Origin of the sequence: Bradyrhizobium sp. SZCCHNRI3043 (genome assembly GCF_032377735.1) — a bacterium.
In the GTDB taxonomy this organism is placed as follows: domain Bacteria; phylum Pseudomonadota; class Alphaproteobacteria; order Rhizobiales; family Xanthobacteraceae; genus Bradyrhizobium.
The window spans coordinates 250824-273073 of the sequence record NZ_JAUHID010000001.1 but is presented as its reverse complement, the minus strand read 5'-3'; the positions used below and the strand labels follow the sequence as shown (position 1 = coordinate 273073).

Genomic DNA, 22250 nt, shown 5'->3' with positions numbered 1-22250 from the left:
GACCGGGTCACGGCGCCAGGAAGCGCCCCGAGACGATGCGGCCGGCTTCGTCCACCGGCCAGTTGTAGACATAGGTCCAGGCTTGGCTGACGCTGCCGTCGGCCAGCGTCACGGCGAGGCACTGGCGCAGATATTCGGTCGGCTGCTCAAAACCCTCGCCGCAGGCCTCGTACATGTCGAACTCGCGCAGCATCGGCTCGGGCTGGCGCAGCCGGAACAGCTCGCCGTGCACGATATCGGCGGCATTGTCCGACAGCACCAGGCCGGGATAGTGCTGGATGCGGTAGAGCCGGGCGCGGCAGCTGGCCTCGGCGACGAAATCGGCATTGGCCGAGAGCAGCCGCGCCATCGGATGGTCGAAGCCGCGCATCAGGGTGCCGTAGACGAAGAGAAGATCAGTCATGGCCCGTCTATAGCGGCGATCGCCGATGATGCGAAGCGCCCGGCCGCGCCCTGCTCCGCTCAGGCAGCCATGATCTCGTCGCTGACGACGTGAAATTTGGTCAGGGTCATCAGGCCAAACGAGGTCGACAGCGCGACGTCGGCGGCGTCCCGTCCGGTCGCCATCAGGATGCGACCGATGCGCGGGACGTTGTGGCGGGCATCGAACGTGTACCACCGGCCCGAGAGATAGACCTCGAACCAGCCCGAGAAATCCATCGGGACCGGATCCGGCGGCACGCCGATGTCGCCGAGATAGCCGGTGCAATAGCGCGCCGGAATGCCCATGCAGCGGCAGAAGGTCAGCGCGAGGTGGGCGAAGTCGCGGCAGACGCCGGCGCGCTGCTGATAGACGTCGTGCGCCGACTTCATGGCGTGGGCGTGTTCATAGCCGAAGGTGACGTGGCTGTGCACGAAGTCGCAGATCGCCTGCACGCGCGCCCATCCCGCCGGCGCACGGCCGAACAACGACCACGCGACCTCGGCCAGCTTGTCGGTCTCGCAATAGCGGCTCGGCATCAGATACAGCAGAAGCTCATCGGGCAATTGTTCGATCGGCAGTTGCTGGGCGCCGGGATCGATTGCGTCCGGCCGCCCACTGTCGCGGACGATGGCGCTGCCATGGAAGGTGACCCCGCCGGCCGGCGCCACCAGGCGTCCACAGAGATTGCCGAAGCTGTCGTTGTAGAACTTGATCGGCACCTTCGGCTCTGTCGTGATCGTCTCGGTGCCGACGATGTCCGGAAAGCGCGACGGATGGATCGACAGCATGATCACCATCGGCGTCGCCGCCGGGGCCGCATAGGCGATCTCGAATCCAACCTTGATCAGCATGAAGCCTCCCTGCCTCGTTCGGGCGGCACGATGCGCCAGCCTCATCCAGCCCGGACCGTAGGCCCATTGCGAACTTCTGTCTTGTGAATGATCGCCAGAATCAGCATCGTTTGGGCGACCATCATGATGTCCGCCGGCCAAATCCTCATCTGTCTGCCCAATCCGAGATCGGTCTGCCGCTTCATGAAGCAACGAGAGGCAGCATGACCGTGTCCGGCACGAGCAACACTCATCTACTCCTTCAGCCAGACGAAGTTCCGCCTGTGCTCGAGCGCAACGCCGGTGGCGCGTCGGCATTGCTCTTCACGTGCGATCACTACGGCCGCCTGCTGCCGCGCGCACTCGGCGATCTCGGCCTGCCCGAAGGCGAGCTCGAGCGGCACATCGCCTGGGACATCGGCATTGCCGAGGTCGCGGAGCAAGTATCGCGGGCACTCGATGCGCGTCTGGTGGCGCAGCGCTACTCACGCCTGGTGATCGACTGCAACCGATCGCCGAAGGCGCCGAACTCGATTCCGATGATCAGCGAGCGCACCACGATCCCCGGCAATGAGGGCCTGACGCATGAGGACGCCGAGCTGCGGCGGCGCGTCATCTTCGATCCCTATCACGACCGGATCACTGACGTGCTCGATGCGCGCAAGGCCGCCGGCCGGCCGACCATCCTCGTCTCGCTGCACAGCTTCACGCCTGTCTATGCCGGCATCGCGCGGCCCTGGCACATCGGCACGCTGTACCAGCACGACCGCGTGCTGCCGCCGCTGCTGTTGAAGGCGCTGCGGGCCGAGCCCGATCTCGTGGTGGGCGACAACCAGCCCTATGCGGTCGGCGATAGCACCGACTACACCATCCCCGTGCATGGCGAGGCGCGCGGGCTGATCAATTCCGGCATCGAGATCCGTCAGAACGAGATCGCCGAGCCCGAGGGCCAGCAGCGCTGGGCCGAGCGGCTGATCCGCATTCTCGGCGAGATCGAGGTCGAGCTGCGCCGCAAGGGTCTCGCTTAGATCATGATGCGATTCCACGGAATCGCATCATGATCTCATCTCTTTGTTTGAGCATGATCTCCGCGCAAACGCCTTCGGCGTTTGTCGCGAGGGAAAACCGGTTTCCACTTTTCCGGATCATGCTCTGGCTCGCTACTCCGTGATGTCGGAGGCGTCGTGATGCGCGAGCAGGCCGGCAAGCCGCCACAGCGCCGTCCGCAGATCGTCATGGCTCGGCAGGCCGAGCGCGAGCCGCACCGCGTTCGGTGAATGGCCGTGCGCCACCGCAAACGCGCTCGCCGGCGTGATCGCGATGCCGGCGCGGGCCGCAGCGGCCGTCAAGGCTTCGGCGCGCCAGCCCTCCGGCAGATGCAGCCAGACATGGTAGGAGCGCGGATCAGCCTCGATGTGATGACCGGCGAGGCACTCGGCGACGATCGCCTGCCGCACCAGCGCATCGGCACGCTTGCGCCTGGTGATCTCGGCCGCCGTGCCGTCGGCGAGCAGCCCCATGCCGGCGGCCAGCGCCAGCGACGTCACCGACCAGGCCCCGGTGCGCACCGTGGCGGCGAATTTTTCGCGCATGCTTCCCGGCACGTAGAGAAAACCGACCGCAATCCCCGGCGCGAGCCGCTTGGCAAGGCTGTCGACAACGACGACGCGCTCCTCGGCCTGCGTCGCCAGCGAGACCTGATCGCTGAGGAAGCCGTAGACCAGATCCTCGATGATCATCAGCTCGTGCTTGCGCACCAGACGCACGATCTCCTCGCGCCTCGCCTCGCTCATCGTCAGGCCGAGCGGATTCTGCATCACCGGCTGGATGTAGATCGCGTTGAGCGCACTGCTGCGATGCGCCTTGGTCAGCGCGTCCGGGCGGACGCCCTCGCCGTCCATCGCGAGCGGCACCAGGGTCACGCCGAGCCGCGCCGCGATGCCCTTGATCATCGGATAGGTCACGGCCTCGACGCCGAGCCGGCCACCGACCGGCACCAGCGCCGAGATCGCCGCAGCCAGCGACTGCCGTCCGCTGCCGGCGAAGACAAAGTTCTCCGCGCGCGGGCGCCAGCGCTCGCTCGCGAAGAAGGCCGCGGCGGTGCGCCCGGCCTCGGCCAGCCGGCGCTGCGTGATCGGCGCCAGCACCGGCGCGAGCTTCTCCGGCCGCTGCCAGACCGCCATCGATTTCGCGATCATGGCCGCCTGGTCGGGCAGTGTCGGAAAATTGAACTCGAGATCGATGCGGCCGTCGAACGGCTCCAGCCGCAGCGAGGACGGCACCGGCACCGCCTCTCCTGCGACGAAAGTGCCGCGCCCGACCTCGCCCACGACCAGGCCCCTGCGCAACAATTCGGCATAGACACGGGCTGCCGTGGAGGCGGCAATTCCTCGCTCGTAGGCGAACTGGCGCTGCGGCGGCAGCCGGTCGCCGGCCTTCAGCCTGCCGTTGGCGATGTCCTCGGCGATGTCGTCCACCAGGACCGTATACGAAGCATTCATGCTATATTGCACCGAGAGCAATGTTTCGATTGCACCGAGATATGTACTGCGCGATTGCTCTTCGAACAACGCAATTGAAGAGCAATAGGTGACTCATGGCATATTCCCTGGCGCAGCGTTGGGCAACTCCGCAAGTTGCCCACGGAAAGAGCAATTTGCTCGGGGTGCCGCAACTCTGGCTGCAGCGCCTGTTCTGGCGGTCCGAACTGGCGATGCTCGATCGCGAACAGATGCGTGATTGCGGCCTTGATCCGGCGATCGTCCAGGAAGAGGCCAACAAGCCGTTCTGGCGCGACTGACAACGAGACCTGGGAGGACACAGCCATGCCGATGCTTCCGTTCCATCAAGTCGACGTGTTCTCCAAGGTCGCCTTCAAGGGCAACCCGCTTGCCGTGATCGCCGAGGCCGACGGCCTCGACGACGCGGCGATGCGGGCGATCGCCAACTGGACCAATCTGTCCGAGACGACCTTCCTGTCACGCGCTCAGAATCCGGGCGCTGATTATCGCGTGCGCATCTTCACCCCGCAGCGCGAGCTGCCTTTTGCGGGCCATCCGACGCTCGGCTCGTGCCACGTATGGCTCGCGCTCGGCGGCCGGCCGAAGGGCGAGCATGTCGTGCAGGAATGCGGCGCGGGTCTCGTGCGCATCAAGCGTGACGGAGACCGGCTCGCCTTCGCAGCCCCGCCGCTCAGGCGCTCCGGCGCCGTCGATGCCGAGCTGACGAGCAGGATCACAGCAGCGCTCGGCATCCAATCGAGCACGGTGCGCGCCGTGCAGTGGGTCGACAACGGCCCGGGCTGGATCGGCGTGCTGATCGACTCGCGCCGCGCGCTGCTCGACATCCGCTTCAATCCGGCGGCGCTGCCGCAACAGCCGATCGGCGTGGTTGCGCCATGGGATCGGGCGCAGGATGGCCCGGAGGCCGACTACGAGGTCCGCGGCTTCATGTGGGGCGGCGGCGAGGACCCGGTGACGGGCAGCCTCAATGCAAGTCTGGCGCAATGGCTGATCGGAGCCGGAATTGCTCCGAAGCAATATGTCGCCTCCCAGGGCACGGTTCTCGGCCGCGCCGGCCGCGTCCATGTCGCGCAGGACGGCGAGACGATCTGGATCGGCGGTGACGTCGCGCCGGTGGTGAAGGGAACGATCAGCCTGTAAGGCGACCGCCGCAGAACCTCGAGTCGGTCGCAGACCGGTCTGGTGTCAGCGCGGCCTCATTGTTCTCCCGGCGATGCGAAGCATCGTCCGGAGACGCGCCACGCGCGGCGCTCCTCACCAGGAGTTTTTTTGACTGCGCGGCGAATTTGCCCTCATCCTGAGGAGCCCGCCGAGGGCCGGCGCCTCGAAGGATGATGGAAGGGAGGCTGGGGCTGCGGAGGCGAGCTCGTCAGCGCGCCCGCGTCAGCGCCAGCCACACGCCGCCGCCGATCATGAAACCGCCGGAGATGCGCGACACCAGCCGCGTCCGCCTGGCCGAGAACAGTTTTCGCGCACGGCCCGCGAGCAGCGCATAGATCGCGTCGGTGAGACCCGCAATCAACATGAAGGTGACGCCGAGCAAACCGACCTGCGGCACGTGATCTCGGCTCATGTCCATGAACTGCGGCAGGAACGCGCCGAAGAACACCATCACCTTCGGGTTCGAGAGCAGCACCAGCAGCCCCTGCAGGAAAAAGCCGCCGCGCGGCGGCGGTGGCGGCGCCTCGCCCGCAGAGATCCCCTCGATCGGCGAGCGGATGAGCTGAATGCCGAGCCACACCAGATAGGCCGCACCGATCAGCCGCACCCATTCGAACCAATAGCCCATCGTGGCCATCAGCGACGTCAGGCCGACGGCGACGATGCCGATCGCGATCGCCAGCCCGGTCTGCACGCCGGCGATATTGATGAGCGCGGCGCGGGTCCCGTGGCGCAGACCGTTGGCGATCAGCAGCGTCACGACGGGACCCGGCAGCAGCGCGAGCCCGATGCAGGCGGCGACGAAGGCGAGATAGACTTGCAGGGACATGAGGCGCCTCGATGCGAATGAGGCGCTCACTAATGCACGAGATGTCTGCTGAGGGAAGCCTGCTTGTCCTCGCGCGATCCACACCGCAGCGCTCTTGACACGCAACCATTTGGTTGCCTATTCTTTCTCACATGGATGATGTCTTCAAGGCGCTTGCGGACGGCTCACGACGCGCCCTGCTCGACAGGCTCCACGCGCGGAACGGGCAAACCCTGACCGAACTCTGCGACGGCCTCGCGATGACGCGACAGGCCGTGACCAAGCACCTTGCCATTCTGGAAGCGGCCAATCTGGTCGCGACGATCCGGCATGGCCGCGAGAAGCGGCACTATCTCAATCCGGTGCCGATCCATCACATCGGGGAGCGCTGGATCAAGAAATTCGAGCGCGGCAAGCTCGCCGCGCTCAGCGAGTTGAAGCGGCAATTGGAGGAGCGCGATGAGTAAGCCCGAATTCGTCTACGTCACGTATATCGCGACGACGCCCGAGAAATTGTGGGAGGCGCTGACATCAAACGAATTCGCGAAGCGCTACTGGTTCGGCACCGAACTGCATTCCGATTGGCGCGTCGGCTCGCCGTTCACGCTGGTGACCGACGGGATGACGACGGATGTCGGCCAGATTCTGGAGTTCGATCCGCCACGCCGGCTCTCCTACACCTTCCAGCACGTCCTGAAAGACGAGTTTCGCAACGAGCAGCCGACCAAGGTCGTGTTCGCGATCGAACAGCACGGCAACTCCGTCAAGCTGACCCTGACGCATGAAGGCTTCGAAGGGGCGGGGAGATTGCTCGATGCGATTTCCAACGGCTGGCCCGCGATCATGTCCGGCCTAAAAAGTCTGCTGGAGACCGGAACCGCGCTGGCGATCCCGATGTCAGCGCTCGGCAAAGGAGGTTGAGCGATGGATCTTGCAAAGTTCAGGCCCGCCACCGTCTACACGATCTACATCGCCGCCAGCCCTGAGAAAGTGTGGCAGGCGCTGACCTCCGCCGAGTTCAGCCGGCAATATTTCTTCGGCTTCGCCGTTGAAGCCGAACTGAGGGCGGGCGGCGCCTTCATCGTGCGCGCGCCGGACGGCTCCGAACACATCAGCGGCCAGGTGATCGTCTGCGAGCCGCCGCACCGGCTGATCGTCACGTGGGACGTCAACTGGCCCGGCCTCGTCGAGGCACTGGGCCGCACGCTCGTGACCTATGAGATCGAACCGGCCGGCGACGCCGTCCGTCTCACGATGACTGAAGCGCACGAGCGGCCGCTCTCCGACGACATCCTGTCCGGCGGACGCCAGGGCTGGCCGGCCATCCTGTCGAGCCTCAAGAGCGTGCTCGAGACGGGCAAGCCGCTCGCGGTGAAGATGACGCCACCGACGCGCATGCTGGCGGCCCTGAAGGCAATGGGGATTGCAGTGCCTTAAACGACAAGGCCTGCTACGACACCGCGGCGATCTGTGGGATGCTGGCGAGGACGGCGCCGACCTGGACCGCATTGCTCAGCATGCCACCCCAATGCAGCCAGCGCAGCCGACGCACGGCCGTCGCATCGCCGGAATCCCTGTCGCGGATGCGCGCGTCCATCTGCCGCAGAAACCAGCGGCGCGAGACCAGCGCGAACGCCGCGATCAGGCCAATGCCCAGCCCCAGAACGGGGCGGCCGTCGGCCAGCACGGCGAGCGCGCCGATGCCGCCAGCGATCGAAAGCGCCACGAAGTAGGAGTCGAACATGCCGCGCAGGAGCCGGGTGACCGGCACGATGTCGAGCCGCACCAGCAGGAACGCCGGCGCGGCCAGCAGCAGATAGAACATCGGCAGCAATAGGACGATCGCGGCAAACAAGGCGACGTTATCCGGCATCATCCTTCTCCGACATTGGGACCGGCCGACCATTGGCGAGCCGCGGTTCGAACCAAACCCGTGCGATCGTCGCGGCAGTCCTGGCCTTACGCCGGAGCTACGATCCGGCGGTACAGATGCCAGCTCGCATGGCCCAGCACCGGCACAGTGACCAGCAGCCCCAGGAAGTACGGCAATGCCGAGATGATCAGCAGCACGGTGATGACGGCGGCCCAGCCGATCATCGGGCCGGGACTGGTCACGACCGCGCGCACGCTGGTGATCATCGCCGTCACGAAATCGACGTCGCGCTCCAGCAGCAGCGGAAACGATACGACCGTGAGCGAGAACAGCACCAGCGACAGGGCGGCGCCGTCGAGATTGCCGATCGCCAGAAAGAGCAGACCCTCGTTGGTCGTCAGCACCACGGTCATGAACTCCTTGATGCTGGAGAACGAGGCATTGAGCCCGAGCAGCAGCGCGATCAGGAGGCGCACCTGGTACATCCAGATAATGAAGAAAAATAGCGTCACGAACGCCATCCAGGCAATCTCGCCGCGTGACGTGATCGTGCGCCAGATCGCGCCATAGGTGATCGGCTGGCCGAGCTCGCGGCGGCGACTGACCTCGTAGAGACCGATCGCGACGAACGGGCCGATCAGCGCAAAGCCCGCGGCCAGCGGATAGGCCAGGTAGACCATGCCGAACGCGGTGACGCACAGCACGATGCTGATGCCGCCGAGCACGTAGATCAGCCCGAAAGCAAGGCCGAACATGGGCTGAGCCTGAAAATCACGGAGGCCTTGCGTCAAGGCTTCGGCGATATCGGCCGTCGTGATGCGGCGCACCACGGGATCGGATCGTCCCGAGACGGATGCGGTCATCGGCGTACCCTCCTGACTGTTCTTGTTGGCGATGATGCTAACAGCGGTAGGGCGAGGATTTCAATTTCAACTTGTAGGCAGCGGACAGGGTCTAAGCCGTGGCGTCCCGTGAGGCGAGATGCGAAGCCGCGCGGCGCCGCAGGTCCCCTCTCCCCCGTCCTTACGGGGCGAGAGCTGGGGTCAGGCGCGGCCACATCCGACGCATGTTGTTGGACCCGTGCTCGTCACCAAGCGGGGGGAGCCTCGCAAGCCGCGCCATCGGGCTCGCACGGCAGCAAGCTCGCCCTACCCCCGCGCCCGCAACTCGCGCCTCAGCACCTTGCCGGTCGCCGTCATCGGCAGGGTGTCGGTGAATTCAACGTGGCGCGGGTATTCGTGCGCAGCGAGCTTCACTTTGACGAAGTCCTGGATCTCTCGCGACAGAGTGTCATTTGCAATGAAGCCGGGCCGCAGCACGATCCACGCCTTGATGGCCTCGGTGCGCACCGGGTCGGGAATGCCGACGACGGCCGCCAACGCGACTGCCGGGTGCTTGAGCAGCGTGTCCTCGATCTCGGCCGGGCCGATGCGATAGCCGGCCGACGTGATGACGTCGTCCTCGCGGCTCGCATACCAGAAATAGCCGTCGTCATCCTGGGTGCCGAGATCGCCGGTCAGCAGCACGTCACGAGCGAACTTCTTCTGCGTCGCCTCCGGATTGCGCCAGTATTCGATCATGGTACAGGGATTGGGCTGGCGCACGCCGATGATGCCCCTCTCTCCGCGCGGCAGCTCCTCGCCCTTGTCGTTAACGATCAGAACCTCGAAGCCCGGCGTCGCCTTGCCCATCGAGCCCGGCCGGATCGGAAACAGCCTCGCATTGTTGCCGACGACGAGATTGCATTCGGTCTGGCCGTAGATCTCGTGCGCATCGATGCCGAAGGTCGCGCGCACCCAGTCGAGCAGCTCGGCGCCGAGCGACTCGCCGCCGGTGAGGATGCTGCGCAGCTTGACGCCCTCGTGCTTGACATTGGCCTGGCGCATCAACTTCAGCGCGGTCGGGGGCAGGAACACGTTGCGGACGCCGTAGTCCGCCATCAGTTGCATTGCGGCCTGCGGCTCGAATTTCCTGGCGCGATAACCGATCACCGGGATCGCGTGATACCATGCGGGAAACAGCGCGTCGAACAGGCCGCCGATCCACGCCCAATCCGCCGGCGTCCACATGACGTCGCCGGGCTTCGGCAGGAAGCCGTGCACCATCTCGACATTGGGCAGGTGGCCGAGCAGTACGCGATGGGCGTGCAGCGCGCCCTTGGGATTTCCGGTCGTACCCGACGTGTAGATGATGATGGCAGGGTCGTCGCTCGACGTGGCGACGGTCGGGAATTGATCCGAGGCGCGCTCCAGCGTCGGCCAGAAGGCTCGGGCGCCGAGGCCGTCGCCGTCAGTGACATAGATCGTCTTGAGCTCCGGCAGGTGGTCGCGAATGCGCGCAAGCTTCGCAAGGCCCGTGGCGTCGGTGACGACGACCTTGGCGCCGGAATTCTGCAGCCGGAATTGCAGCGCGTCCTCGCCGAACAGCGTGAACAGCGGCACGGAGACGAGACCGGCGCGGAACGCCGCCAGATGGACGATCGGCAGCTCCAGCGACTGCGACAGGAACACCGCGACGCGGTCGCCCTGCGCGAGACCATCGGCCTTCAATACGTTGGCGAAGCGACAGGAGTAATCGCGCAGCTCATCGAATGAGACGCGCCGGGCGGCGCCGTCCTCCTCGACGACGACCAGCGCGAGGCGGGCGGAGCCGTCGGCGTGGCGATCGCAGGTCGCGACCGCGATGTTGAACTGCGCCGGAATGTCCCAGCGGAAGTCGCGAGTGAGCTGGTCGTAGTCGGACGTTTCCTTGAGCATTGTTCTCTCCGTCATGGCCGGGCGAAGACCCGCCTGCGGGGCCGAAGCCCCTCCGGCGCGGCGACGGCCCGGCCATCCACGTCTTTACTCTTGATGATAGTCTTAAAGACGTGGATGCCCGGGACAAGCCCGGGCATGACGATTTGGGGATGGCTCGGCGCTTCGCGCGGCCTAGCCCGACAGCGCCGCCTTCACCAGTGCGCTCGCCTTGGCAAAATCCATCTGTCCCGTGTACTTCGCCTTCAGCACGCCGATCACCTTGCCCATGTCCTTCATGCCGGCGGCGCCGGTCTCAGCGACGGCGGAGGAGATGGCCGACTTCACCTCATCGTCGCTCATCTGCTTCGGCAGATAGGCCGAGATGACCGCGATCTCCTCGCGCTCGCCCGCGGCGAGCTCGGCGCGGCCGCCCTTTTCATACAGCTCGACCGACTCCTGACGCTGCTTGATCATCTTCTGCAGCACCGCGAGCACGTCGGCGTCGGTCAAGGGCGGCTTGCCTTCGCCGCGCGCCGCGATGTCGGCATTCTTCAAGGTCGAGTTCACCATGCGAAGGGTGGACAGCTTGCGCTCGTCCTTGGCCTTCATCGCCTCCTTGACCGCATTGTTGATGTCGTCACGCAGCATGATCTCGCCCTCTCAAAATCCATTGGCGCTGGTCTAGGCGGTTCGCCCACCCGAAACAACACGGTTCCGCATCCGTTCCGGTCGGATGCCTCGAAACTCCAGTCAAATTGACCGATATCGCGTGTGAATCGGCCGCTTCCCGCTTTGACGCCGCGCGCCAGGGGCACTATGTAGAGGCCTCATGACACACATCGATACTGACGCCGCCTGGCCGGACCATAAACCGACCGCGCTCCTCGTGCTCGCCGACGGCACGGTGCTGGAAGGCTACGGCCTCGGCGCCGAAGGCCACGCCGCGGGCGAGGTCTGCTTCAACACCGCAATGACCGGCTACGAGGAGATCCTCACCGATCCGTCCTATGCCGGCCAGCTCATCACCTTCACTTTCCCGCATATCGGCAATGTCGGCACCAACGACGAGGATATCGAGACGGTGAACATGGCGGCGACGCCGGGCGCGCGCGGGGTGATCCTGCGCACCGCGATCACCGACCCCTCAAATTATCGCGCGACGCGCCATCTCGACCAGTGGCTGCGCGCGCGCGGGATCATCGGGCTGTCCGGCATCGACACAAGGGCGCTGACCGCGCTGATCCGCTCCAAGGGCATGCCGAACGCCGTGATCGCGCATGCCAGGGACGGCAATTTCGACCTCGACGCCCTGAAGAAGGAAGCGCGGGAGTGGCCGGGGCTGGAGGGCATGGACCTGGTGCCGATGGTGACCTCCGCCCAGCGCTTCACCTGGGACGAGACCCCCTGGGTGTGGAACGTGGGCTTCGGCCAACAGACCAATCCGGAATTCAACGTCGTCGCGATCGACTACGGCATCAAGCGCAACATCCTGCGCCTGCTCGCCGGCGTCGGCTGCAAGGTGACCGTGGTGCCGGCCACGACGTCCGCCGAGGACATCCTCGCGATGAAGCCGGACGGCGTGTTCCTGTCGAACGGACCGGGTGATCCCGCGGCGACCGGCAAATATGCCGTGCCGGTCATTCAGCAAGTGATTTCGTCGGGCACGCCGACCTTCGGCATCTGCCTCGGCCATCAGATGCTCGGGCTTGCGGTCGGCGCCAAGACCAAGAAGATGCATCAGGGCCATCACGGCGCCAATCATCCGGTCAAGGACGAGACCACCGGCAAGGTCGAGATCACCTCGATGAACCATGGCTTCGCGGTCGACCAGGATACGTTGCCGTCGGGCGCGACGCAGACCCACATCTCGCTGTTCGACGGCTCGAATTGCGGCATTCAGCTCGAGGGCAAGCCGGTGTTCTCCGTGCAGTACCACCCGGAAGCGTCGCCCGGCCCGCGCGACTCGCACTATCTGTTTCAGCGCTTCGCCGAGCTGATGCGCGAGAAGAAGCGCAGAGCGGCCTGAGGTCGGCAGCTGGACACGATTCGAAATGCCCGGGCTGGTCCCGGGCATTTTTCTGTCCGCAATCTTGTGATCGCCGGCATCTGTTTTGCCCTCGATCTTTTCGCACCACATTCATATGATGATCAACATACATTGGAGATCGACGATATGAGCGAGACGGATTCGCGCGCTGAATTCGGCGTGGTGCCCCTGGCGGCGCTGGCCTCGATGCCCGGGCTCGATTTCGTGCGCGGCATCTTTGCCAGGACTTTGCCGCAGCCGCCGATCATGCAGACGGTCGCGCCGTTCGACTGCAGCGCCGAGCCCGGCCAGGTCGTCATGCACAGCGTGCCGGCCTTGCGGCATTATAATCCGATCGGTTCGGTGCATGGCGGCTACGCCGCGATCCTGCTGGATTCCGCGATGGGGCTCGCCGTCCACACGATGTGCCCGCAGGGCAGCGGTTACACCACGCTGGAATTCAAGGTCTCCTTCATCAAGGCAATGACCGAGGCCACCGGCATCGTGAGAACGGAGGGCAGGACGCTATCGTTCGGACGCCGCGCCGCGACGGCCGAGGCACGCATCGTCGATTCGCAAGGACGCCTGCTGGCGCATGCCACCACGACTTGCCTGGTGTTCGAACTGCCCAAGGCGTGAGCCTGGAACGGCGGCCGCGCAGGCCGGTTGATAGGGCGAGGCCCCATCCTTTGTTCCGAGGTCGCCATGCCTGCCGCCCCCTCGCCCCGCGTCAAGTCGATCGAACCGCTCGGCATCGTGTTCGCGGATGACGGCCTGGTGCCCAATAACCCGATGCCGTTCCTGGTCTACAAGGCCGTCATCGATCTGGACGGCGCCGATCCGGCGGCCGACATCGAGCGCGTGTTCGCCGCCAGTGGCTGGGGCAGCATGTGGCGCAACGGCGTCTACGACTATCTGCACTATCATGCGACCGTGCACGAGGCGCTGGGTGTCGCCGGCGGAACGGCGCGGGTCCGCTTCGGCGGCGATCAGGGCCAGGAGCTGGAGCTCAGGCCCGGTGACGTCACCATCCTGCCGGCCGGCACCGGGCATCAATGCATCGCTGCCAGCAGCGATTTCTGCATCGTCGGCGCCTATCCGCCCGGACCGAAGATGCAGGTCACGCGGCCGACGCCGGAAAACCGCGCGCGCGCATTGAAGACGATTCCGGAGGTGCCGCTGCCCGCGACCGATCCCGTGCTCGGCGCGGGTGGCCCACTCACGCGCCTGTGGCAGCAGGCGCGCTGATCAGGCGCAATACAGCCGATACAGCGTCTGCAGGATCTCGCGGACCTCCCGGCTCGCCAGCCGATAGTAGATGGTCTGGCCATCGCGCCGGGTGGCGACGAGATCGAGCGCGCGCATCTTGGCGAGATGCTGCGACAGCGCCGCCTGTCGCAACCCGACCTGCTCGGCGAGATCGCCGACTGCGCGCTCGCCGTCGATGAGGTTGCAGAGCACCATGAGGCGCTTCGAATTCGCCATGGCAGCGAGCAGGCCGGCCGCCTCCTCCGCCTTGTCGTCGAGCGCCGCCACCATGGTCTCGCGGGCTTTGCGCCTGGCCTGTGTTGTCATCATTGTTACTTCTTCAATTTCGTATATATGCAATAATGCACATGATAGCCGATTGCAACATGCGCCCAACGAGGGAATCAAGGGACGATATGATCACGGAGTATACGGCGGTTACGGCGCTCGCAGGCGGCGCCCTCATCGGCGCTGCAGCCGTCATGCTGATGGGCCTGACCGGCCGCATCGCCGGCGTCAGCGGCATTGCCGCGCGGCTGTTGCCGCCCTGGGACGGCGCGCTCGCTGGCCGGCTCGCCTTCATAGGAGGGCTGGTCGCGGCCGCCCTTGCAGTCCGCATCGTCAGCGGGAGCCTGCCGCCGCTGAAGCTGGAGGTCGGTCCGATCGATATGGTTGCAGCCGGGCTGCTGGTCGGCTTCGGGGCGGTCTGGGGCAACGGCTGCACCTCGGGTCATGGCGTCTGCGGCATCGCCAGCCTGTCGCCGCGCTCGATCGTCGCCACGCTGATATTCATGGCCACCGCGGTCGCGACCACCTTCCTCGTTCGCCACGTGCTGTGAGGCACCATGATCATTTTCGTCCAGTTCACCGTCGGCCTCATCTTCGGACTTGGGTTGCTGCTCTCGGGCATGTCCAATCCGGAGAAGGTGCTCAACTTCCTCGATTTCGCGGCGATCCGCTCCGGCGGCTGGGATCCGAGCCTGATCCTCGTGATGGCTGGAGCGGTCGGGGTCACCTTCGCCGGCTTTCGACTGGTTTTGCGGCGCCGGCGTCCCGTCCTCGGTGACCAATTCCACCTGCCATCCTCGCAGACGCTGGATTGGCGGATCGCAACCGGCCCTGCCGTCTTTGGCATCGGCTGGGGCCTCGCCGGCATCTGCCCGGGCCCGGCCTTCGTGGCGCTCGGCTACGGCTCGCCTGCCATCGTCCTGTTCGTCACGGCCATGATGATCGGAATGGCCGCAGCCCGCATGCTCGCGAGCCGCCGGCCCTCGCTCGCCGCGGTCGCTTCAGAATGAGGGAGGCTTGAATGTCCGGCATTCCACATCCGGTCGACCTGTCGGTGAAACCCGAGGTCACACCGTTCTTCGATCCCGCCACCAACACGGTCAGCTACGTGGTCAAGGACCCAGGCTCGCGGGCCTGCGCGGTGATCGATTCGGTCATGGATATCGACTATGCCTCGGGTCGCATCGCGCCCCATTCCGCCGACAAGATCATTCGCCTGATCGAGGATCGCGGCTGGCAACTGGACTGGCTGATCGAGACCCATGTCCATGCCGACCATCTGTCGGCGGCGCCCTACATCCAGTCAAGGCTGGGCGGCAGGATCGGCATCGGCGCCAATATCAGGATGGTGCAGGAAACGTTCGGCAAGATCTTCAACGAAGGCACCGAGTTTCAGCGCGACGGCAGCCAGTTCGACCGCCTGTTCCATGATGGCGATACCTACCGGATCGGCGCAATGACCGCCTTCGCCATGCATACGCCGGGTCACACGCCGGCCTGCATGACTCATGTGATCGGAGACGCCGCCTTCGTCGGGGACACGCTGTTCATGCCGGACGGCGGCTCGGCACGTGCCGACTTTCCCGGCGGCGATGCCCGCACGCTGTATCGCTCGATCCGCCGGGTGCTGGAGCTGCCTGACGCGACGCGGCTGTTCATGTGCCACGACTACGGTCCAAACGGCCGCGACATTCGCTGGGAAACGACGGTGGCCGAGCAGCGCGCGCACAACATCCACGTCCGCGACGGCATCACCGAGGATCAGTTCGTCGCCGCCCGCGAAGCGCGCGACCGCACCTTGGACATGCCCAAGCTGATCATCCCGTCGTTGCAGGTGAACATGAAGGCGGGACGGCTGCCGACGCCCGATCAGGACGGCCGGCGCTTCCTGAAAGTGCCGCTCAACACGCTCTAAGACCCCCCCTCCGCCCCGCCGAGCACGCGGCAGACGTCGCGGCTCGGCTTTTCCATTTGGCAGCGTCCGCGCACCGGCGCGGCATGCCACTCCGGAGCATCACAGGATGACGCTGTCCGCTGCCGAGCTTGCGCTCGGCTCGCTGTCCGGCTCTTTCGTCGGATTCACGCTCGGCCTGATCGGCGGGGGCGGATCGGTGCTGGCCGTGCCGCTCATGGTGTATCTGGTGGGCGTCGGCAATCCCCACGTGGCGATCGGCACGAGCGCGGTCGCCGTGGCAATCAACGCGGCGGCCAATCTCGCCAATCATGCCCGCTCCGGCAACGTCAAATGGCGTTGCGCGCTGGTGTTTGCTGCAACGGGCGTGGTCGGCGCCTTCGCGGGCTCGACGCTCGGCAAGATGGTTGACGGCCAGAAGCTGCTGCTGCTGTTCGCCCTGGTCATGATCGTGATCGGCCTCTTGATGCTGCGCAAGCGCGGCACGGACAGCCAGCTGGACGTCAAGCTTTCACGCGACAATCTGTTGCCGCTATTGGCATTCGGCTTCGGCACGGGAATGCTGTCCGGCTTCTTCGGCATCGGCGGCGGCTTCCTGATCGTTCCGGCTCTGATGTTTGCGACAGGCATGCCGATCCTCTACGCGATCGGCTCCTCGCTCGTGTCCGTCACGGCGTTCGGACTGACGACCGCAGCGAACTACGCGCTGTCGGGACTGGTCGACTGGGCGCTGGCGGCGACCTTTCTCGTCGCCGGCATCGCCGGTGGCCTGGTCGGTGCGAAGCTGGCCGCTCGCCTGTCCGGTACGCGCGGCACCCTGAACAAGGTGTTTGCCACCGTGGTGTTCGTGGTGGCGGCTTACATGATCTATCGGAGTTGGTCGGCACTCGGCCACTCCGGATAGTGCGGCGTGGATATGAGCCGGAGCCGGCATCGAGGCCGGACGGGCGCCCCACGTCCTCGCAGCTCGCCCGGAGCTCAACTCAACGCGGGCCCGCTTATGCCGCGTTGCTGCCTTCCTGGCGGCTCGCTTCGAACAAGAACCAGGTGCGGCGTTCGGTCTCGTCGATGAAGGTCTCCAGCAATCCCGCGGTGGCCGGATCGTCATTGTCGTCGCACAGCCCGTGCGCCTTCCGCATCGCAGCCGCGACGTGCTTGTTGTCCTCCATCAACTCCCGCAACATCTCGCGCGGCGGCACATACTCCTCGTTGTTGTCCTTGATGGTCTGCAGCTTGCTGATCTGGCTGATCGATTTCAGCGTGGTGCCGCCGAGCTTCCGCACCCGCTCGGCCAGTTGGTCCGTGGTGGCAAAGATCGCGTCCGACTGCTCGTCCAGCATCTCATGGTAGTCATGGAAATGCCGTCCGCTGACGTGCCAGTGGAAGTTCTTGGTCTTCAGATAGAGCGCAAAGGCGTCGGCAAGCAGCGTGTTCAAAGCTGTCGAGATCTTGTTTACGGCGTCCGGCGACAGATCGGTCGGGGTATCGAGCTCGGGGGCGGTCTTGTCGGTCTTTGCTTTACTCACGGCCTAACCTTCCTGTTAGAAGCAACGATGGACACGGGTGATCGGACCCGTTAACGCTCGCTGACCCCTCCAGTTCCGATCAAGGAACTGTGTTTGCCGGAACACGCCATGGACGACTGGATCGACTATTACGATTCCACGCACACGATCTATGCGAGCAAGCTGCATCGCGACCTGCACTTCCAGGGGATTGCGCGTGACATCGTCGGGTATATTCCCTCGCCCGACGCGGTCGTTCTCGACTATTCCTGCGGAGAGGCCTTATCAGCCGCCAAGGTCGCCGACGCATGCGTGACGCTGATCCTGGCCGAGCCGGCGCCGGGCGTGCGCGGCCGGTTGATCGCGCGTTTCGCGCCCAACACCAAGATCCGCGTGCGCTCGCTGGACGAGCTGCGCAACATGCAGGAAGGCTCGATCGACCTCGTCGTCATGAACTCCGTGGCGCAGTACATGAGCGAGGCGGAATTCGACGCAGCCCTGGCCGTGATCAGGCGGCTGCTGAAGCCGTCGGGAAAGTTCATCCTCGGCGACGTCCTGCGTCCGGACGTTGGCATGGGCCGTGACGTGCTCGCGCTGCTGATGTTCGCCGCACGGGACGGCTTTCTCAAGGATGCCCTGGTCGGGCTGGTCGCCACGGCGCTGTCGGATTACCGGCAGCTGCGCACCAAGGTCGGCCTGCAGCACTACAGCGAGGCCGAGATCCTGGCGAGACTGAAGAAGGCCGACCTCAGCGCCGTCCGGGCGCCCAAGAATATCGGCCACAATCCCTGGCGGATGACCTTCGTGGCTCGGCCGATGACGGGAACCGGGTGACCGCGTGGGCCGACCAGCCCGCCGCAACTGCCAACATCAAGCAACTGGATTAGGGTTAACTGAAACACGGGCTGGCTCACGCGGCCGTGAGAGGTAAGATCACCCTCGGCCCGGTGGCGGAAGCTACGACGCGAAGAGCGGTGCAACGCTCTTGAACCTGGTTCAAGTCCAGGCCGGGCCTCCAGCCTTCGCTGCTGCGCAGCTTCGGCTCGGCGAGCCAGCGACGGCAGGGCGCCCCTCCGCCCCTCTCCGCCAAATTGGCCGTTGATTTCGGCCCAAAACCCTTTTCGCTCAGAGGAAACTGGTCTAAAGACCGCTCGCGCGCGAGCACTGGTCGCGCCTGGGCCTTACGGGGACGCGCGATACGCGCGCCCTTTTTTTGTGCCCAATTCCTGCCCGTTCCTTGCCCGTGAGCTTGAATGCCGAAACGAACCGACATCTCGACCATCCTGATCATTGGCGCCGGTCCGATCGTGATCGGCCAGGCCTGCGAATTCGACTATTCCGGTACGCAGGCGGTGAAGGCGCTGAAGGAGGAGGGCTATCGCGTCGTCCTCGTCAACTCCAATCCGGCCACGATCATGACCGATCCGGAGCTGGCCGATGCGACCTATATCGAGCCGATCACGCCCGAGATCGTCGCCAAGATCATCGAGAAGGAACGCCACGTCATCCCCGGCGGCTTCGCGCTGCTGCCGACCATGGGCGGGCAGACCGCGCTGAACTGCGCGCTGTCGTTGCGCCGGCAGGGGACACTGGAGAAGTTCGACGTCGAGATGATCGGCGCCACGGCTGATGCGATCGACAAGGCCGAGGACCGCCAGCTATTCCGGAATGCGATGGAGAAGATCGGGCTGCAGACGCCGAAGTCGCGTCTCGCCAACGCCTCCGCGCTGAAGAAGCAGTACCGCGACAAATATCTCGCCGAGCGCGAGAAGCTGTCCGGCGCCGAGCGCGACGAGCTCGACCGGCAGTGGACGCTGGGCGAGAACGAGCGCCGCAAGCGCTACCAGGAGCATGCGCTGGGACAGGCGCTGATGGCGCTGTCCGAGATCGGCCTGCCCGCGATCATCCGTCCCTCCTTCACGATGGGCGGCACTGGTGGCGGCATCGCCTACAACAAGGAAGAATATCTCGACATCATCGAGCGCGGTCTCGACGCCTCCCCCACCAACGAAGTGCTGATCGAGGAATCGGTGCTCGGGTGGAAGGAGTACGAGATGGAGGTGGTCCGCGACAAGAAGGACAACTGCATCATCGTCTGCTCGATCGAGAACCTCGATCCGATGGGCGTGCACACCGGCGACTCGATCACCGTCGCGCCGGCGCTGACGCTGACCGACAAGGAATACCAGATCATGCGCGACGCCTCGCTGGCGGTGCTGCGTGAGATCGGCGTCGAGACCGGCGGCTCCAACGTGCAGTTCGGCGTCAACCCGGCCGACGGCCGCATGGTCGTGATCGAGATGAATCCGCGCGTATCGCGCTCCTCGGCGCTGGCCTCCAAGGCGACCGGCTTCCCGATCGCCAAGGTCGCGGCCAAGCTCGCGGTCGGCTACACGCTGGACGAGATCGCCAACGACATCACCGGCGGCGCGACCCCGGCCTCGTTCGAGCCGACCATCGACTACGTCGTCACCAAGATCCCGCGCTTCGCATTCGAGAAATTCCCGGGCGCCTCGACCACGCTGACGACCTCGATGAAATCTGTCGGCGAGGTGATGGCGATCGGGCGCACCTTCCAGGAGAGCCTGCAGAAGGCGCTGCGCGGGCTGGAGACCGGTCTCACCGGCCTCGACGAGATCGAGATCGAAGGTCTCGGGCGCGGCGACGACAAGAACGCGATCCGGGCTGCGCTCGGCACGCCCACGCCGAACCGTCTCCTGCAGGTCGCGCAGGCGATGCGGCTGGGCTGGTCGAACGAGGACATCTTCAACTCCTGCAAGATCGACCCGTGGTTCCTGGCGCAGATGCGCGGCATCGTCGAGATGGAGGACAAGGTCCGCCGGCACGGCCTGCCGCCGAACGCGAGCGGCATGCGCACGCTGAAGGCGATGGGCTTCTCGGATGCACGGCTCGCGGTGCTGACCAACACCACCGAAGCCGACGTCGCGGCCAAGCGGCAGGCGCTGGGCGTCCGTCCGGCGTTCAAGCGCATCGATACCTGCGCGGCGGAGTTCGCTTCGCCCACCGCCTACATGTATTCGAGCTACGAAACGCTGTTCGCAGGCCAACTCGCCGACGAGAGCGCGCCGTCCGACAAGAAGAAGGTGATCATTCTCGGCGGCGGTCCGAACCGGATCGGCCAGGGCATCGAGTTCGACTATTGCTGCTGCCACGCCTGTTTCGCGCTGTCCGACGCCGGCTTTGAGACCATCATGGTCAACTGCAATCCGGAGACGGTCTCGACCGACTACGACACCGCCGACAGGCTCTATTTCGAGCCGCTGACCTCCGAGGACGTGCTGGAGATCATCGCGACCGAGCGCAAGAACGGCACGGTGCATGGCGTCATCGTGCAGTTCGGCGGCCAGACGCCGCTGAAGCTGGCGCGTGCGCTGGAGGCGGCCGACGTGCCGATCCTCGGCACCTCGCCGGAGGCCATCGACCTCGCCGAGGACCGCGACCGCTTCAAGCGCGTCCTCGACAAGCTGCATCTGAAGCAGCCGAAGAACGGCATCGCCTATTCGGTCGAGCAGGCCCGCCTGGTGGCTGCCGATCTCGGGCTGCCGCTGGTGGTGCGCCCGTCCTACGTGCTCGGCGGCCGCGCGATGCAGATCATCCGCGAGGACAACCAGCTCAGCGACTACCTGCTCGGCACCCTGCCCGAGCTGGTGCCGGCCGACGTCAAGGCGCGCTACCCGAACGACAAGACCGGCCAGATCAACACGGTGCTGGGCAAGAACCCGCTGCTGTTCGATCGCTATCTGTCGGACGCGACCGAGATCGACGTGGACTGCCTTTCCGACGGCAAGGACACCTTCATCGTCGGCATCATGGAGCACATCGAGGAGGCCGGCATCCACTCCGGCGATTCGGCCTGCTCGCTGCCGCCGCATTCGCTCGACGAGGCGACCATCGCCGAGCTGGAGCGGCAGACCCGCGAGCTGGCGCTCGGGCTCGACGTCGTCGGCCTGATGAACGTGCAATATGCGATCAAGGACGGCACGATCTACGTGCTCGAGGTCAATCCGCGTGCCTCGCGCACGGTGCCCTTCGTCGCCAAGGTGGTCGGCACGCCAGTCGCCAAGATCGCCGCCCGAATCATGGCCGGCGAGAAGCTCGCCGATTTCGGCCTGAAGAAGCGCGCGCTCAGGCATGTCGGCGTCAAGGAATCGGTCTTCCCGTTCGCCCGTTTCCCGGGCGTCGACACCGTGCTCGGCCCGGAGATGCGCTCGACCGGCGAGGTGATGGGCATCGACCGCTCGTTCGCCGTGGCGTTCGCCAAGAGCCAGCTCGGCGGCGGCACACGCGTGCCGCGCAAAGGCACGGTGTTCGTGTCAGTACGTGAAAGCGACAAGGCGCGCATCACCGAGGTGGTGCGGATGCTGCACGAGCTCGGCTTCAAGGTGGTGGCGACATCCGGGACCCAGCGCTTCCTGACCGATCAGGGCGTGCCGACCGAGAAGATCAACAAGGTGCTGGAGGGACGGCCGCACATCGTGGACGCCATCACCAACGGTGACATCCAGCTGGTCTTCAACACCACCGAAGGCCCGCAGGCGCTGGCCGACAGCCGTTCGCTGCGGCGCGCTGCCCTCTTGCATAAAGTGCCGTATTACACCACTCTTTCGGGTGCCGTGGCGGCCGCGCAAGGCATCCGTGCCTATCTCGGGGGAGACCTTGAGGTCCGCACCCTGCAGAGTTACTTTTCCGAAAACTAATCGCAGCGCGCGGGCGAACGCCCGCTAAGCGGTTGGCAACAATCGGCAATAGAAGCTTTCAGGAACCCGCCGCCCCGTTCGATGTTGTACCGGCCTTTGACGGGACGGTCTTGCCGGGCCTTCAGGCTTTGCTTTGAGCCGCAAAGGCCTATTCTGAAGCTGCTGATCGTGCGCGCCCCCGCCCGCACGACTGAAGGACG

25 protein-coding genes and 1 tRNA gene are annotated in these 22250 nt (G+C 65.4%); 16 read left to right on the top strand and 10 right to left on the bottom strand.

Annotation, left to right across the window (positions count from 1 at the left end):
• Positions 1–7 precede the first annotated feature (7 nt).
• Together QX124_RS01330 and QX124_RS01325 are read right to left on the bottom strand one after the other, a co-directional pair.
• Positions 8–403 (bottom strand): gamma-glutamylcyclotransferase family protein, encoded by a 396-nt coding sequence (locus QX124_RS01330; protein ID WP_315795834.1) that lies wholly within the window; start codon positions 401–403, stop codon positions 8–10.
• 59 nt (positions 404–462) lie between these two features.
• Positions 463–1275, bottom strand: coding sequence for a transglutaminase family protein (locus tag QX124_RS01325; RefSeq protein ID WP_315736393.1), 813 nt, complete (start codon positions 1273–1275; stop codon positions 463–465).
• A 203-nt stretch (positions 1276–1478) separates the two neighbouring features.
• Here QX124_RS01325 and QX124_RS01320 point away from each other — a divergent pair, with 203 nt between their 5' ends.
• The gene (locus QX124_RS01320) at positions 1479–2282 is read left to right on the top strand and encodes an N-formylglutamate amidohydrolase (RefSeq protein ID WP_315795831.1); all 804 of its coding nucleotides are present in this window, start codon (positions 1479–1481) and stop codon (positions 2280–2282) included.
• Between the two features lie 132 nt (positions 2283–2414).
• On the opposite strand, the gene QX124_RS01315 is transcribed toward QX124_RS01320, so the two are convergent.
• Positions 2415–3824, bottom strand: a complete 1410-nt coding sequence (locus QX124_RS01315; protein ID WP_315758781.1) for a PLP-dependent aminotransferase family protein — start codon at positions 3822–3824, stop codon at positions 2415–2417.
• Positions 3825–3850: 26 nt separating this feature from the next.
• On the opposite strand from QX124_RS01315, the gene QX124_RS01310 reads away from it, so the two are divergent.
• A complete protein-coding gene (locus tag QX124_RS01310; protein WP_315758782.1) occupies positions 3851–4054 on the top strand; it encodes a hypothetical protein in 204 nt (67 codons plus the stop codon).
• Positions 4055–4079: 25 nt separating this feature from the next.
• Entirely contained in the window at positions 4080–4916 is an 837-nt protein-coding gene (locus tag QX124_RS01305) for a PhzF family phenazine biosynthesis protein (RefSeq protein ID WP_315779253.1), read from the top strand.
• Between the two features lie 229 nt (positions 4917–5145).
• Here QX124_RS01305 and QX124_RS01300 read toward each other — a convergent pair whose 3' ends face one another.
• Positions 5146–5766, bottom strand: a complete 621-nt coding sequence (locus QX124_RS01300; RefSeq protein WP_315736389.1) for a LysE family translocator — start codon at positions 5764–5766, stop codon at positions 5146–5148.
• Positions 5767–5897: 131 nt separating this feature from the next.
• Here QX124_RS01300 and QX124_RS01295 point away from each other — a divergent pair, with 131 nt between their 5' ends.
• Genes QX124_RS01295 through QX124_RS01285 form a run of 3 tightly spaced genes read left to right on the top strand, consistent with a single transcriptional unit; the run spans position 5898 to position 7182 of the window.
• On the top strand, positions 5898–6212 hold the full coding sequence (locus QX124_RS01295) for a helix-turn-helix domain-containing protein (RefSeq protein ID WP_315795828.1): 315 nt from the start codon (positions 5898–5900) through the stop codon (positions 6210–6212).
• Positions 6205–6666, top strand: coding sequence for an SRPBCC family protein (locus QX124_RS01290; RefSeq protein ID WP_315795826.1), 462 nt, complete (start codon positions 6205–6207; stop codon positions 6664–6666). The genes QX124_RS01295 and QX124_RS01290 overlap by 8 nt, the downstream gene beginning before the upstream one ends.
• Positions 6667–6669: 3 nt before the next feature.
• A complete protein-coding gene (locus QX124_RS01285; protein WP_315736387.1) occupies positions 6670–7182 on the top strand; it encodes an SRPBCC family protein in 513 nt (170 codons plus the stop codon).
• A gap of 13 nt (positions 7183–7195) precedes the next feature.
• Here QX124_RS01285 and QX124_RS01280 read toward each other — a convergent pair whose 3' ends face one another.
• The 4 genes from QX124_RS01280 to QX124_RS01265 form a co-directional block, all read right to left on the bottom strand.
• The gene (locus tag QX124_RS01280; protein WP_315754605.1) at positions 7196–7618 is read right to left on the bottom strand and encodes a hypothetical protein; all 423 of its coding nucleotides are present in this window, start codon (positions 7616–7618) and stop codon (positions 7196–7198) included.
• An 86-nt stretch (positions 7619–7704) separates the two neighbouring features.
• On the bottom strand, positions 7705–8481 hold the full coding sequence (locus QX124_RS01275; protein ID WP_315736385.1) for a DUF2189 domain-containing protein: 777 nt from the start codon (positions 8479–8481) through the stop codon (positions 7705–7707).
• Between the two features lie 285 nt (positions 8482–8766).
• A complete protein-coding gene (locus tag QX124_RS01270; RefSeq protein WP_315736384.1) occupies positions 8767–10374 on the bottom strand; it encodes an acyl-CoA synthetase in 1608 nt (535 codons plus the stop codon).
• Between the two features lie 171 nt (positions 10375–10545).
• Complete coding sequence (locus QX124_RS01265; RefSeq protein ID WP_315736383.1) at positions 10546–11001, bottom strand: GatB/YqeY domain-containing protein; 456 nt, start codon at positions 10999–11001, stop codon at positions 10546–10548.
• A 181-nt stretch (positions 11002–11182) separates the two neighbouring features.
• On the opposite strand from QX124_RS01265, the gene carA reads away from it, so the two are divergent.
• The 3 genes from carA to QX124_RS01250 all read left to right on the top strand — a co-directional run bounded on the left by carA (position 11183) and on the right by QX124_RS01250 (position 13627).
• Complete coding sequence (gene carA / locus QX124_RS01260) at positions 11183–12379, top strand: glutamine-hydrolyzing carbamoyl-phosphate synthase small subunit (RefSeq protein WP_315779257.1); 1197 nt, start codon at positions 11183–11185, stop codon at positions 12377–12379.
• 147 nt (positions 12380–12526) lie between these two features.
• Positions 12527–13018 carry a PaaI family thioesterase gene (locus QX124_RS01255; protein ID WP_315795823.1) on the top strand — a complete coding sequence of 164 codons (492 nt, stop codon included), beginning with the start codon at positions 12527–12529 and terminating at the stop codon, positions 13016–13018.
• A gap of 66 nt (positions 13019–13084) precedes the next feature.
• Complete coding sequence (locus QX124_RS01250) at positions 13085–13627, top strand: cupin domain-containing protein (protein ID WP_315795822.1); 543 nt, start codon at positions 13085–13087, stop codon at positions 13625–13627.
• On the opposite strand, the gene QX124_RS01245 is transcribed toward QX124_RS01250, so the two are convergent.
• On the bottom strand, positions 13628–13954 hold the full coding sequence (locus tag QX124_RS01245; protein ID WP_315737046.1) for a metalloregulator ArsR/SmtB family transcription factor: 327 nt from the start codon (positions 13952–13954) through the stop codon (positions 13628–13630).
• A gap of 89 nt (positions 13955–14043) precedes the next feature.
• On the opposite strand from QX124_RS01245, the gene QX124_RS01240 reads away from it, so the two are divergent.
• From QX124_RS01240 to QX124_RS01225, 4 genes are all read left to right on the top strand, one after another.
• Positions 14044–14466: a YeeE/YedE family protein gene (locus tag QX124_RS01240; RefSeq protein WP_315736379.1), complete on the top strand. Its 423-nt coding sequence runs from the start codon at positions 14044–14046 to the stop codon at positions 14464–14466.
• A gap of 6 nt (positions 14467–14472) precedes the next feature.
• Positions 14473–14925, top strand: coding sequence for a DUF6691 family protein (locus QX124_RS01235; protein ID WP_315779263.1), 453 nt, complete (start codon positions 14473–14475; stop codon positions 14923–14925).
• An 11-nt stretch (positions 14926–14936) separates the two neighbouring features.
• On the top strand, positions 14937–15830 hold the full coding sequence (locus tag QX124_RS01230; RefSeq protein ID WP_315772347.1) for an MBL fold metallo-hydrolase: 894 nt from the start codon (positions 14937–14939) through the stop codon (positions 15828–15830).
• A 106-nt stretch (positions 15831–15936) separates the two neighbouring features.
• Positions 15937–16731, top strand: a complete 795-nt coding sequence (locus QX124_RS01225; RefSeq protein WP_315795819.1) for a sulfite exporter TauE/SafE family protein — start codon at positions 15937–15939, stop codon at positions 16729–16731.
• A gap of 94 nt (positions 16732–16825) precedes the next feature.
• Here QX124_RS01225 and QX124_RS01220 read toward each other — a convergent pair whose 3' ends face one another.
• Positions 16826–17353, bottom strand: coding sequence for a DNA starvation/stationary phase protection protein (locus QX124_RS01220; protein ID WP_315717516.1), 528 nt, complete (start codon positions 17351–17353; stop codon positions 16826–16828).
• 108 nt (positions 17354–17461) lie between these two features.
• Here QX124_RS01220 and QX124_RS01215 point away from each other — a divergent pair, with 108 nt between their 5' ends.
• From QX124_RS01215 to carB, 3 genes are all read left to right on the top strand, one after another.
• Complete coding sequence (locus tag QX124_RS01215; RefSeq protein ID WP_315795817.1) at positions 17462–18166, top strand: class I SAM-dependent methyltransferase; 705 nt, start codon at positions 17462–17464, stop codon at positions 18164–18166.
• A gap of 107 nt (positions 18167–18273) precedes the next feature.
• Positions 18274–18350 (top strand) — tRNA-OTHER (locus QX124_RS01210).
• A gap of 235 nt (positions 18351–18585) precedes the next feature.
• Positions 18586–22050, top strand: coding sequence for a carbamoyl-phosphate synthase large subunit (carB, locus tag QX124_RS01205; RefSeq protein WP_315772342.1), 3465 nt, complete (start codon positions 18586–18588; stop codon positions 22048–22050).
• The last annotated feature ends 200 nt before the right edge of the window (positions 22051–22250 follow it).